Raw genomic sequence first — 12,939 nt, 5'->3', positions numbered from 1 at the left:
CGGAAATCACAGGGGATGTGCAAGCCTGATCACAATCGGGTTTTCTTCCCGATAGTACCTTAAAGATAGTTAGCATGTTCAGTAGGTAAGTGCTATGTCTACCCACCGTTTTGGCCTTTCGTGGCTGCTTGTCGGTACCTTGGCAATGGGGATGGGTGCCCTGCCAGTTATTTTGCCATCGTTACCTGCTGTTGGCCAAACTTCCCCTAGCGAAGCCAGTGAGTTCGATCGCTACATGCAGCGGGGGTATCAACTCACCGCCAAACGCGACTATCCATCCGCCTTGGTGAATTTCCGCCGTGCCCTCAGTCTGCGCCCCGGTAACCGCTATGCCCTCACAGCGATTAGTAATGTCGAGGCCTATATTGCTCGCGATCGCTACGCTGCCCAATCGAGTAATCGTCTCACCTTTGTACCCTCAAATCGCGGCATGCCAGGGCAACGGATCGCAGGCGCCACCCGCTTTGGGGAATGTACCCAAGGCTATCTGACAAAAATTGTTGCTCTTGTGCCCGATAACAACTTGGGGATGACCGCTGCGGCCAATCCCAGTCTCTTTTTCTTTGTTCCCCAAAGCACGGCCAAATCGGCGGAACTGATGCTGCTCTCAGAAGCTGGCGATCTGCTCCTCACCCAACAAGTGCCCCTGAATGGTAAAGCCGGCATTTTACCTGTGACAGTGGATGCCAGTAAGGCGAAGCTACAACCGGGGCAAAAATACCAGTGGATCTTCTCCCTCACCTGTAAGTCCAATGAACCCGATGCCAATCCCTTTGTGACGGGCTGGATTGAGCGGGCTGAGCTGGACAGCAACCTTGCCCAGGTAATTACCACCATGCCTCCGGCTGATCGCCTGCCCCTTTTGGCCACCAGTCAACTCTGGAACGATACCTTGGCAACCCTTGTGGAGTTGCAGCAAAGCAATCCCAATGACGCTGCCATCAAACAGCAGTGGCAAGATGTGCTCAAGAGTGCCGGTATTGATCCCCAAATTGTTAATATGCCGCTGTTGCGATAGCTGCCCCTGTGCCGATATTGAGGGCGGTTGGCTGACCCCAAACCCCACATCAAGTTGCAGTAGGATGGAGAGTAGGCTGCATTGACAGGAGCGTGCGCCATGCTAAAGATAACTCGATCGCCATTTCCCCTTTGGCTAACCAGTATTGTGCTTCTTGGAGCGATCGCCCCCCTCCCTGCCTTGGCACAGCGGGCTGCGGGCGACATTGTGATTATTGGCAACTCTCCCTATGAGTGGGGACGCAATCAACGCTACTGGAATCATTTGCTCAACCTTTCTGGCGCAACGGCAGCCGCTTCTACGCCAACACCATCAGAGACGCCCCAAGAAGTCGATCCCAAAGTTCTGGAACAACAGCTCCTACGCAATATCCGTGTGGGGCAGCCGCAGCTTCAACCTGTACTGAAGTTACCAGGCTCTTCAGTGGTGACCGGTACCGTGACGAACAATAACCGCCAACCGGTAACGATTCAATCCGTTAACTATGAGGTCGTGGGGCCTAATGGCCAAATTCTACAAACGGGTGCAGCGACGCCAGAACCGGCAACTGTCGGTCCCGGTCAGACAGTGACCTATCAACAAATGCTCCCCACTGTGCCAGCGGATATTGGGGCACGGGTGCGCTTAATGCAGCCAGCGGTGCGGCTCCAAGGGGGTGTCTAGACCGCTTCGCCTCGGTATCACGGGGGGAATTGCCTGCGGTAAATCGGTGGTGGCTGCCTATTTGCAGCAGCAGTATGGTGTGCCTATTGTCGATGCCGACCAGTTAGCGCGGCAGGCGGTTGCCGTCGGAACGCCCATTTATCAAGCGATTCTCGATCGCTATGGTGTTGAGATTTGCCGTGATGATGGCAGCCTCGATCGCTCCCGTTTAGGGGAAATTGTCTTTGCCCAACCCCAAGAGCGCCACTGGCTAGAAGCGCAAATTCACCCTTGGGTTATTGCCCAGATGCAGCAAGCCATTCAAGCATGTGATCAGCCCCTGCTGACCCTCGTGATTCCCCTATTGTTCGAAGCCCACCTCGAAGGGTTAGTGGATCAGATTTGGGTCGTTGCCACCACACCTGCACAGCAGTTAGCTCGCCTTCAGCAGCGGGATGGTCTCTCTGAAAGTGCCGCCGCCCTGCGCCTAGCCAGTCAACTTCCCCTAGAAGAGAAAATTCGACGAGCAGACACCGTTCTTTGGAATACAAGTGGTCTTCAAGAACTCTACCGTCAAGTGGATCAAGCCTTTTCCCTACTGGGCAGGGATCGCAAGGGAAGTTAGCCCCATCGTTACCTGTTGCAGAAAACTTTCTGGATGAATGGGCAGAGAAATGTGGCGATCGGCCCCCCGATAAGGGCGCTCTGATCCCAAAATAAAAATCTTCAGTTGCTCAGGGGTACAGCGTTGTCGCAATTGATCTACAAGCTCCTGCAAATCCCCAGAGCTAAAGGGTTCTGCCAAAAGAACGGCAATGGGCGTCAGGGCTAGCAACCGTTCCACTTCACCATCGACGAGCCAAATCACTTGGTAACCCGCTGTGGTTAAAATCGAGCAGATGAGGGTGGCTGTGGCTTCCTCTTCACTCACAAGCACAATTCGCCCCTCCGGTTCGACCAGTACATCCGTTGTGGCGAGGGGCGGCACATCCAATTTGACTTTGGTCGGCTCCAAGAGGGTGTCCGTAGAGGTTGCAGGTAAGCCAACGGTGAAGGTGCTGCCTTTGCCTTCAGTGGACTCAACTTCAATCCAGCCATTGTGCAGATCCACCCATTGCTTGGTGAGGGCTAAGCCGAGACCAGCGCCGGTATAGGCACGGCCAAAGGAGCTATCCAACTGCTGAAACTTCTGAAAGAGCAAGGGTTGCAGGTGCGCAGGGATGCCGATGCCATTGTCCTGCACTTGGAAAATCAGTTCATCCTCTTTCCACCATGCCCGCAGAATCACTTCCCCCATCGCAGGCGTGAACTTAATGGCATTACTGAGCAGGTTAATGAGAATTTGCTGGATGCGGCGGTAGTCTCCCCAAAAGCGATCGCGACTTGGCGGGATCATCAGTTGATGCTGCAAGTGAATTTGATGGCGCTGGGCTTGGGATTTGACCACTTCGAGGCAGTCGGTACAGAGTTGCCGAATCGAAAAGGCACTGTAATGCAGCCGCGATCGCCCCAATTCCGCTTGGGAGAGATCAAGAATGCTGTTAATTAACTCCAGCAGGTGCGTGCCACTCTCATGGATAATTTCCAAATACTCCCGCTGTTTTTCCGTTAGCGGACCGAGGGGCCAGCGCAAGAGGGTGGCCGAAACCCCAATCACACAGGTGAGGGGCGTGCGCAACTCATGACTCATGGTGGCCAAAAAGTCATTCTTAATCCGATGAGCGGCTTCCATGGCACTCAGGGCTTCCCGCAGGGCTTGGGTGCGTTCATTCACGCGCTGTTCAAGGGTAGCCTTTTGCTGTTGCAGCTCGCTGTAGAGTTGCGCTTGGTAAATGGCAATACTCAGGTGTTGACTCAAATGGGTCAAAAACTCAACTTCTTGGGGTTGCCATTGGCGGGGGCGATCGCACTGGTGGGCAATGAGCACTCCCCAAAGTTTTTCTTGAACAATGATTGGCACAATTAGCCAAGCCTTGATCTGCCAGCGGGCGGCAAAGGCCTGTAGGCAGGGAACCTCTTGATAAAATTCGTCAATGTCACTGACTGTGATGGTTTGGCCACGACTGAGACGCTGATAGCTACTGCTGGGTAGGGCAGACCACTGCCAGCAGTCATCCCAGAGCCCAAGAACCGACGGAATTCCGCCATGGCGGCAAGATTCGTAGGCAATTTGCCCCTGCAATTGACCAGTAGAATTGTAAAACTGTCCCACCAGTAGCCGATCGGCACCTAAAAATTCGCGAATCCGATCCACTGCCATCTTCAACAGTTCTGGTAGCTCCAGACTTTGGCGAATTTGGGTGGTGACCTGATGCAGCAGGCGCTCTTTGGCCTGTCGTTCGCTCAAGGCAGCAGTGACAAGGGGAGCACAATTTTGACACTGCTGAGCCATGTCTTCGCTGAGCACATTCATCAGCGAAAGGGCCAAGTCGGCGGGCAACGTTTGGTCTTTGGCGGTCAAGGGAATCAACTGCTGCAAAACTGAGCGGATCAGGGAACGCTGGCCTAGGGGTGTCTGGCTGCGAATTTTGCGCAGAAAGCGAGCGATCGCCACCGGCTCAGTGAGGATTTTTACCCGATAGGCACTCATCTGCGGTACGGTTTCTGCCTGCAACAGCAGCGCAAAGGTCTCTGCCACGACGACGAGAAAAGGGGCATCGGCAGACGCTATCACCTCTTCACGGGTAAGGACAGTTGCGCCGCGATGGCTAGCTTCTGCGAGCAGGACTGTGGCGATTCGCTCGTAGAAAAATGCTGGTAAAATTCGATCAAAGACGGGCTGGCGCATAGTTTTTGAAGTTCAATCCTTGATCGGTTCATCACAGAAAGTGGCATTGCCATGCGGGTTGCGATCGCTAGAGGCTTTTCCCATTAATTTCTGTTGTAGCGGCTCAAGGGGGACAGGGGGGAAAACCCACCAGTTTCTTTAATGATTGTTGTCAACGCATGCATCGAATTCTTACATTAAATGATCTGACTGTTGCCACAGATAACAGCGATGTTGCATTTCTACAGCAAAGCAGTGCTCCCGTTATTATTTTAACGGCAGCGGATACGGATATTGCCCTGCTGGCTCAAGCCTACAAGCAGCTACCCGAGAACTTTCCCCCTCTACGCTTGGCGAATTTACTGCATTTACAAGCAGCAGCAGCCATTGATGACTATGGCGATCGCGTCCTAGCCAAGGCCGACGTGGTCGTGATTCGCCTCTTGGGGGGACGGGGCTATTGGAGCTATGGCCTAGAGGTGGCGCAGCAAATGGTCAGCGATCGCGGTGGGCAGTTGATCTTATTGCCGGGGGACGATCGCCCCGACTTAGAACTCATGAGCCTCTCCAGTTGGCCGCTGGCCCAAGTTGATCGCCTCTGGCAATACTTCCGTGAGGGCGGACAGGAAAATATTCAGCGTGCCCTAGAGTTCATTGGCCACTACGGTTGCGGTTGGGGTCAGCCCCCCCCACCCCCCCAAAGGATTCCCCGCTGGGGCAGCTATCCGATTGCGGGGCAGATAGCCAGCGACTGGCCGCAGGTGGGGATTCTCTTTTACCGTGCCCATTACTTAGCGGGCAATACGGCGGTGATGGATGCCCTCGCTCAGGCCTTGCTGCAGCGGCAATTGGCACCTGTCCCCCTGTTTGTCTCCTCGCTGCAAGATCTAGACATTCAACGGGAACTGCTGGCGGCATGGCGGGGCAAGGTGGAATTGATTCTCAATACGACGGGGTTCGCGATCGCCAAGCCCAAGGAGGTCAACTTTTGGCAGCAATTGGATGTCCCCGTGCTACAGGTCATTCTCAGCAGCAGCACCCACGAGACTTGGCAACACCATCCCCAAGGACTGACGCCCCGCGACCTTGCCATGCACGTCGTCCTGCCGGAGGTGGATGGCCGCATCATTACCCGTGCGGTGTCCTTTAAGGCGGTGTCGCAAATTCAAACAGATGTGGAAACCACCGTGACCACCTATGCCCCGGCGGGCGATCGCCTGCACTGGGTCAGTGATCTGGCAGCCAACTGGCTGAAACTGCGCCACAAAGCCCCCCATGAGCGCCGCATTGCCCTGATTTTAGCCAACTATCCCTGCCGCGATGGTCGTCTTGCCAATGGCGTCGGTCTCGACACCCCCAACAGTACGGTAGCACTCCTGAAGGCATTGCAGCAGGCTGGCTATGATCTGGGTACTGACCCGTTGCCCAAGGATGGCGATGCCCTGATCCACCACCTCAGCCGCTACCGCACCAACGACCCCGAAGGCAATCACTGGCGGCAGCCCCGCTACACCCTTCCCCTTGAGGCCTACCAGCACTATTTTCAGAACCTACCAAGGGCGGTACAGGCGGCCATTAACGAACGCTGGCCGTCGCCCACCACAGACCTCCCCATTGCTGGTGACTGTTGGGGCAACATTTTTGTCGGTGTCCAACCCAGTCGGGGCTACGATCGCGACCCCAGTTTGAATTACCATGCCCCCGATTTGGAACCCACCCCAGCGTATCTCGCCTTTTACTTTTGGCTGCGCCATGTTTTTGGGGTGGATGCGATTGTCCATGTCGGCAAGCACGGCAATCTAGAATGGCTCCCTGGCAAAGGCATTGCCCTCAGTGACACCTGTTTTCCCGAAATTGCCCTTGGCCCTGTCCCCCACTTTTACCCCTTCATTGTCAACGATCCCGGTGAAGGTGCCCAAGCCAAACGCCGTGCTCAAGCAGTGATTTTGGATCATCTGACTCCCCCCCTCACCCGTGCTGAGCTGTACGGTGGTCTAGAGACCCTCAGCCACTACATTGAGGAATACTACGCCGCTGAGCAGTTCGATCGCCCCCGTTTGAGTGTGCTGCGGCAGCAGATTGAAGCCCTCGTCAAAGAACTCGATCTCGATCAAGAAATTGGTGCCCCCAATCCTGAGGAAACCTGGACGGCGTGGCTAGCGCGCACCGATGGCTACCTCTGTGATCTGCGGGATGCCCAGATTCGCGATGGCCTGCATATTCTTGGCCAATGCCCCCAGGGACGGCAGTTGCGAGATCTGATGGTGGCGATCGCCCGCAGTCCCAGTGGCCAGCACATGGGTCTCACTCGTGCCTTAGCAAAGGATCAAGGGGTTGATTTAGATCCCCTGACCGCTAACCCAACCGATCCAAGTCCTGTACCTGGATACCGTTCCGTTGGTGAGTGGCAGCATGCCCTCGAGGAAACCGCGGCAAAACTGGTGGAGGACTTACTGAAGGGCACCCCTGATCTCCCCTGTGGCCGTGCAACTCAGCAGGTACTGGATTGGATTCGTACGGTGCTCTACCCTGCCCTGCAACAGACCCGCCAAGAAATTGACCACTTTCTCCATGGCCTCAATGGCGGCTATGTTCCCAGTGGCGCTGCCGGTGCCCCCAGTCGTGGTTGTCCGGATGTCCTACCCACCGGACGGAATTTCTATGCAGTGGATTTGCGAGCGGTACCGACGGAAGCTGCTTGGGCGTTGGCGGAGCGATCGGCGGCAGCCCTCATCGAACGCTATTGTCAAGAGCAGGGAGAATTTCCCCGTACCCTAGGTCTTTCGGTATGGGGCACCGCAACCATGCGCACCGGGGGCGACGATATTGCCCAAGCCCTTGCCCTGTTGGGGGTTCGTCCTGTCTGGGAGGGCGCCTCGCGGCGGGTGGTGGATTTGGAGGTGATTCCCCTGTCGCTGTTGGGACGACCGCGTGTGGATGTCATGCTGCGGATTTCTGGCTTTTTCCGCGATGCCTTTCCCAACCTGATTGCTCTTTTTGATGAAGCGGTGCAGCGGGTGAGCCAGTTGGATGAACCCGCGGATCAAAATCCCTTGGCAGCCCAAGTGGCCAAAGAAACGGCCTATTGGCAACAGCAGGGTCTCTCCCTGAATCAAGCTCAGGAACGGGCACGCTTTCGCATCTTTGGTTCCAAGCCCGGTGCCTATGGGGCGGGACTCCAAGGACTGATCGAAGCCCAAAACTGGCAGGGGGATGACGATCTTGCCCGCGCCTATATTCACTGGAGTAGCTATGCCTACACCGGCGAAGCCCACAGCCACAATGCAGCGGAAGCCCTAGAGCAGCGGCTGAGTCAATTGCAAGTGGTGCTGCAAAACCAAGACAACCGCGAGCATGATCTATTGGACTCCGATGATTATTACCAGTTTCAGGGGGGCTTGACCGTTGCCGTGCGATCGCGATCGGGGCAGCAGCCCACGGTTTACTTTGGCGATCACTCACGGCCAGAGCAGCCAAAAATTCGCACCCTCCAAGAGGAACTGCTGCGAGTCTATCGCTCCCGCGTCATTAATCCCAAATGGCTAGCCGGCATCAAGCGCCATGGCTACAAAGGTGCCTTTGAAATGGCCGCCACAGTGGATTATCTCTTTGGCTATGCCGCTACGGCTCGCTGTGTGCCCGATTATGTGTTTACAGGCATTACTCAGACCTATTTGCTTGATAGCGAAATGCAAGCCTTTGTGGCGCAGCATAATCCTTGGGCACTGCGGGACATGGCGGAGCGACTCCTCGAAGCTGCCCAGCGTCAACTGTGGCAAGCACCGGATCCGCAGATCCTAGACCGCCTGCGAGCGATCGCCCTAGAGGCCGAAGGTTTAATTGAAGGCAAATTTTAATGGTTTAGCTTTAATACAGCAAAATCAAGCGCAATACCCGCGCTACCGCTGCCACCAAGCAGACAATCACCAACTGCCCTGGCAAGGCAAAAAGCGAATACTGCTCTAGTAGCTCCACCAAGGGTTGACTCAACTGCCCTGCAAGAGCCAGACCACTGAGGTAGAGGGCACCGCAGACATGAATGAGCACCAGTCCCCCTAGGCCACTCAAAGCAAACCATTCTAAACTCACTCGCTTTTGGGGGCGAAAAGCCAGCCAACCACAGACCCAAGCCCCCGGCACAAAACCCAAGAGGTAACCGAATGTCGGTTCACGCCAGTAGTCCAGACCTCCCCCTTGGGAAAACACCTGAAACCCGCTGAGACCCAGAATCAGATAAGCCACCTGAGAGAGGGCGGCGGCTTGCCGTCCCCCCATGCAGCCCACTAGAAGAACTGCCGCAACTTGATAGGAGACGGGTAACCCATACACGGGAACGGCGGCCCATGAACTGGGCAAAACAAATTGCCCTTCCTCATTGAGGAGGTTGGGGAGGGCGATCGCCGCCTCCATGAAGGTTCCAGCCACTGTCAGCAGGAGGCCTAAAATGGCCCACAAAAATTCATCGAGGGGTGACAGGTTGGTTCTCAAGAGCACTGCAACACATTAGGCGGGACAGACGGGGTCGGACTTGTATAGTGAAACGCGAGATCCGTATCCCCCATCATAATAAGGTCTCCATGGTATAAGACTCGCTCCTCCGACAGGGGTGTACCGTTAATTAATGTGCCATTGCGACTATTGTTGTCACGGATCAGGTACACCAGGGCATTGCCCCGAGGGCGTAGTTCAATGGTTGCCTGATGTCGGGAAATATAGGGGTCGTGAATAATAATGTCACAGTCGCTGGCGCGGCCAATTTTCCAGAACGCCTTTCCTGCGAGGTGATACTTGCCGACCACCGTACCTTGGGAGCGCACAATTAGCCATGCTTGTTTGTCAACGTCTGGAAGGTGGGTCATAGGGGTCTGCCACGGATACTTTTATCATACGTACTCTATCCATACTTTTGGGGCGGGCTAAGGCTCTGAAAACCTGTGGTAATCCAAGATTGGATGTCTGTCAGCTTCAGTAGTTGTACGGATAACAAAAGGTTAGTGAGTATGTTTAGATGAAGCTAGTAAAAAAATATTCAAGACTCTTTAAGGTTCAATTGTGAGGGAAACATGAGGCGTTTTTAGCACAAAGCTTTTACCTGTCAATTATGCAAAATAGCTGGGCGATTTTATTCACTTTAATTGACTTGTTGTGAGTTTTCTATGAAAAAGCCAGCTTCAGATTCTGCATCTAGTTTAAGCCAAGTCTCCCCTTTGACGGAGATTAAAAATCAGGTTGTACCGACTCAGCAACTGAAGCTACGGCGATCGCTCCTTGCCAATTTGTTAGTGTTCGCAGCCGGGTGTGGCATCCTTGCCTTTGCAGGCTTGTTTCTCTACCGCCATTTAACAACCGTGCGCAGTCGTGATGCGGTCATTAATGGCGTCATTGTCAATGTGCGGGCTCCGGAGGAAGGAACCCTCCAGCAACTGAGGGCAAAGGTGGGGCAATTTATCAAGCCAGCGGAGGAGACGCCCCTAGCCGTGCTAGAAAATGCCTACCTTAGCCAAGGCAACCTCAAGGAAGTTGAAAAATGGCTGGAACGGCGGCAGGGTGAACTAGAAGCCGCTCAGGCAAAACTGGCTCAGTTGCAGGGACTCCTCGCCTCTGCCCAAGGGGATGAACGCCATCAACAGCTGCTTGAGGTAAAACAAACCAATCGCCAAGTGGCGGCTGCCCAAGCGGAACTAGGGGCTGCTAGAGCGAATCTGGCCGATGCCAAGGCACGCTATCGATTGGCAAAAATTAACTACCAGCGCTTTAGCCAGTTGGCGCAGCAGGGAGCGGTACCCCAAGCCCAAGCAGATGCGGCTCTAACGGAATTGCAGCAAAGCCAAGCGCAAGTGGCTGCTCGCCAACGGGAAGTGGAGGCTGCCGCTGATAGGGTAGAGGCGCTCAAGGCCGATGCCCGTGCCGCTGAATTGGGACTGACCCTGCGCAACACTCGCAGCAACTATGACCCCCGCCTGCGGCTTCAGGAGCTAAAAATTCAGATTAGCGAACAGCAGGCGATCGTCCAAGGGCTGAAACGGGAAATTGCGGCTCAACAGCGACAGGTTGCCCAAGCCTGGCAGGAGGTTGCTCAGCGCAAGGTGGTGAAGGTAACGGCTCCCATTGCCGGCTATGTCTGGCGGGTGGATGCCCGTCCGGGGATGTTTCTCGGCAAAGGGGATCAAATTTTGCAGTTATTGGATTGTCAACGGCGCTGGATTGATGTGTTTGTAGAGGAACAGTCCCTGCGGCTAATCCACCCCGGTACCAAGGCCAAAATTGAACTCTATGGCAGCAAAGGCAAGGTGGTTTGGGGCACAGTCACCAACATTCGCTCTGGCTTGGGTCGCCTCAACCCCGGCGACGATCAGGTGATCCCGATTCCCGAAAACTATCCGCGTCAAAGCCAAGTGCGCGTTGAATTAGACGCTGATCAAGACTGGGGTGAAGGCAATTTCTGTTATGTGGGCTACACTGCACGGGTGACCTTTCAAATTTCCCCCTAAGCGTTTATAGCTATCCTAAACAATGCTCAATCCTTCATAGTTGCCTTTTATCTGGGCGATAAGAGATATTGATGCAACTTTGCACTTAGCCCTGGAAGGTCTGGTGCCATTCATAGATAAGATTAAATCTAATTAGTCTTGTCCATAGGCATAAGCGGGGTTTATGTTGCAATCATTTGCGGACACAGTATGGCTCATTCCCTTTTACTCGCTGGCGGGAATGGTGCTGTCCTTGATTTGGTCACCGGGGATCACCCGGAAAACGGGACCTCGTCCAGCGGGCTATTTGAATCTCTTGCTCACGTTGTTCTCCTTTGTTCATGCACTGTTGGCCACGGTGGCGATCGCCAACCAACCGCCGCAGTCTTTGCACTGGACGTGGCTGGATGTGGCGGGTCTGCACTTTGACATTCCGGTGGAAATTTCCATCTTGACCACCACCGCCCTGATGCTGATTACGGGTTTGAACCTCATGGCTCAGATCTTTGCCATCGGCTACATGGAGATGGATTGGGGCTGGGCGCGCTTTTTTGCCCTATTGGCTCTGTTTGAGGGGGGGATGGGGGCGCTGGTGCTGCTGGATTCTCTGTTTTTTAACTATGTCATGCTCGAAATTCTGACCCTAGCGACCTATTTGCTCATTGGCTTCTGGTTTAACCAACCGCTGGTGGTGACCGGTGCCCGCGATGCCTTCCTCACCAAGCGGGTGGGAGACTTGGTGCTGCTGATGGGGGTGTTGGCGATTTATCCCCTTGCTGGCTCTTGGAACTACGACGATTTAGCGGCTTGGGCAGCTACGGCTCAGGTGGATCCCACCCTCATTACCCTAATTTGTTTGGCGCTGATTGCTGGGCCAATGGGGAAATGTGCCCAATTCCCATTGCATCTGTGGTTGGATGAGGCCATGGAAGGCCCTGTGCCTGCCTCTATTCTGCGGAATGCCATTGTTGTGGGCACGGGGGCATGGGTGCTGGTGAAGCTGACGCCGGTGCTGAGCCTTTCCTCTGTCGCTCTAACAGGTTTGCTGGTCATTGGTAGCGTCACTGCCTTGGGAGGAACCCTGATTGCCATTGCCCAAGTGGACATTAAACGCGCCCTCTCCTATTTGGTGAGTGCCTACATGGGCTGGGTGTTTATTGCCGTTGGTCTCAAGGAGCCGGGCTTAGCCTTTGTCTTTATCCTCACCTACGGCGTGGCCATGGCACTGCTGATGATGAGCATTGGCAGCATTATTTGGAATAGCATTACCCAAGATCTGCGCCTATTGGGCGGGCTGTGGTCGCGGCGCCCCATTTCCGGTATTTCGTTTCTCGTTGGTTCTGCAGGGTTGCTGGCGGTTCCCCCCTTGGCCAGCTTTTTCCCACAGGCAGAATTGCTGGATACGGCCTTTGCCCAACTGCCTTGGGTGGGGGTGGTGCTTCTATTGATGAATGCGTTTGCTGCCTTTAGTCTTGGTCGCACGTTCTGCCTGATTTGGGGCGGTGAGGTCAAACCAATGACGGCGCGATCGCCCGAGGTCTTTTGGCCGATGATTTTGCCGATGACCGTTGATCTGGGTCTGGTGCTGCACTTGCCCATTCTCATGGGGCGCTTTGATTGGGTGATTTGGACAGATCCTTCCTTAACCACAGCAGCTGCCCTGACGGTAACCGCTATCTTGGGCTGGGGTGCAGCCGCATGGGTCTATCTCGGCCAAGCCATTCCCAAGCCGGTGCAGTTTCCCCTACCGTCGGTACAGGATCTGCTGGCCTACGATTTCTATACGCCCAAGCTCTACAAAGCCACCGTGGTGGGAGCAGTGGATATGATTTCCCGCATGACTGCTTGGTTTGATCGCACGTTTGTGGATGGCACTGGCAATGCCTTTGGCGGGGCAACCCTGTTGGGGGGCGATCGCCTGAAGTACAGTACAACGGGTCAATCCCAAGCCTATATCCTCACCATTTTGATGGGGGTCGCCCTTCTGGTGATTGCCATTTGTTGGCCACTGCTGGCTTAGTGCTCCATTCCTTGAGGTTCTT

At 54.8% G+C, this 12,939-nt stretch carries 9 protein-coding genes; 6 read left to right on the top strand and 3 right to left on the bottom strand.

Annotated elements, in window-relative coordinates; all coding sequences use genetic code 11:
• Positions 1–94 precede the first annotated feature (94 nt).
• From RHK62_RS03420 to coaE, 3 genes are all read left to right on the top strand, one after another.
• Entirely contained in the window at positions 95–1,018 is a 924-nt protein-coding gene (locus tag RHK62_RS03420; RefSeq protein ID WP_310453272.1) for a DUF928 domain-containing protein, read from the top strand.
• A gap of 99 nt (positions 1,019–1,117) precedes the next feature.
• Entirely contained in the window at positions 1,118–1,681 is a 564-nt protein-coding gene (locus RHK62_RS03415) for an FxLYD domain-containing protein (protein WP_206201270.1), read from the top strand.
• Complete coding sequence (gene coaE, locus RHK62_RS03410) at positions 1,674–2,285, top strand: dephospho-CoA kinase (RefSeq protein ID WP_206201271.1); 612 nt, start codon at positions 1,674–1,676, stop codon at positions 2,283–2,285. Before RHK62_RS03415 ends, coaE begins: the two co-directional genes overlap by 8 nt.
• Here the strand turns inward: coaE and RHK62_RS03405 are convergent.
• The gene (locus tag RHK62_RS03405) at positions 2,256–4,448 is read right to left on the bottom strand and encodes an ATP-binding protein (protein WP_302678986.1); all 2,193 of its coding nucleotides are present in this window, start codon (positions 4,446–4,448) and stop codon (positions 2,256–2,258) included. The genes coaE and RHK62_RS03405 overlap by 30 nt on opposite strands.
• A gap of 158 nt (positions 4,449–4,606) precedes the next feature.
• On the opposite strand from RHK62_RS03405, the gene cobN reads away from it, so the two are divergent.
• Entirely contained in the window at positions 4,607–8,284 is a 3,678-nt protein-coding gene (cobN, locus tag RHK62_RS03400) for a cobaltochelatase subunit CobN (protein ID WP_310453271.1), read from the top strand.
• Between the two features lie 10 nt (positions 8,285–8,294).
• Here cobN and RHK62_RS03395 read toward each other — a convergent pair whose 3' ends face one another.
• Together RHK62_RS03395 and RHK62_RS03390 are read right to left on the bottom strand one after the other, a co-directional pair.
• Positions 8,295–8,921, bottom strand: a complete 627-nt coding sequence (locus RHK62_RS03395; RefSeq protein WP_399377943.1) for a biotin transporter BioY — start codon at positions 8,919–8,921, stop codon at positions 8,295–8,297.
• On the bottom strand, positions 8,912–9,286 hold the full coding sequence (locus RHK62_RS03390; RefSeq protein WP_206201274.1) for an FHA domain-containing protein: 375 nt from the start codon (positions 9,284–9,286) through the stop codon (positions 8,912–8,914). Before RHK62_RS03390 ends, RHK62_RS03395 begins: the two co-directional genes overlap by 10 nt.
• A gap of 297 nt (positions 9,287–9,583) precedes the next feature.
• Here RHK62_RS03390 and RHK62_RS03385 point away from each other — a divergent pair, with 297 nt between their 5' ends.
• Both RHK62_RS03385 and RHK62_RS03380 read left to right on the top strand, forming a co-directional pair.
• The gene (locus tag RHK62_RS03385) at positions 9,584–10,918 is read left to right on the top strand and encodes an HlyD family efflux transporter periplasmic adaptor subunit (RefSeq protein WP_310437870.1); all 1,335 of its coding nucleotides are present in this window, start codon (positions 9,584–9,586) and stop codon (positions 10,916–10,918) included.
• A 163-nt stretch (positions 10,919–11,081) separates the two neighbouring features.
• Positions 11,082–12,917, top strand: coding sequence for an NAD(P)H-quinone oxidoreductase subunit F (locus tag RHK62_RS03380; protein ID WP_310437869.1), 1,836 nt, complete (start codon positions 11,082–11,084; stop codon positions 12,915–12,917).
• Positions 12,918–12,939: the final 22 nt, after the last annotated feature.

The sequence above is a fragment of the Thermosynechococcus sp. HY213 genome, assembly GCF_031460975.1.
In the GTDB taxonomy this organism is placed as follows: domain Bacteria; phylum Cyanobacteriota; class Cyanobacteriia; order Thermosynechococcales; family Thermosynechococcaceae; genus Thermosynechococcus.
Note: the sequence above shows the minus strand (reverse complement) of the source record. Positions and strands in the feature narration are given on the sequence as shown.

Excerpts from the sequence above, each read along its gene's own strand:
- RHK62_RS03390 (WP_206201274.1), bottom strand. The coding sequence starts at position 9,286 with ATGACCCACCTTCCAGACGTTGACAAACAAGCATGGCTAATTGTGCGC.
- RHK62_RS03420 (WP_310453272.1), top strand. The coding sequence starts at position 95 with ATGTCTACCCACCGTTTTGGCCTTTCGTGGCTGCTTGTCGGTACCTTG.
- RHK62_RS03385 (WP_310437870.1), top strand. The coding sequence starts at position 9,584 with ATGAAAAAGCCAGCTTCAGATTCTGCATCTAGTTTAAGCCAAGTCTCC.
- RHK62_RS03405 (WP_302678986.1), bottom strand. The coding sequence starts at position 4,448 with ATGCGCCAGCCCGTCTTTGATCGAATTTTACCAGCATTTTTCTACGAG.
- RHK62_RS03380 (WP_310437869.1), top strand. The coding sequence starts at position 11,082 with ATGTTGCAATCATTTGCGGACACAGTATGGCTCATTCCCTTTTACTCG.
- cobN (WP_310453271.1), top strand. The coding sequence starts at position 4,607 with ATGCATCGAATTCTTACATTAAATGATCTGACTGTTGCCACAGATAAC.
- RHK62_RS03415 (WP_206201270.1), top strand. The coding sequence starts at position 1,118 with ATGCTAAAGATAACTCGATCGCCATTTCCCCTTTGGCTAACCAGTATT.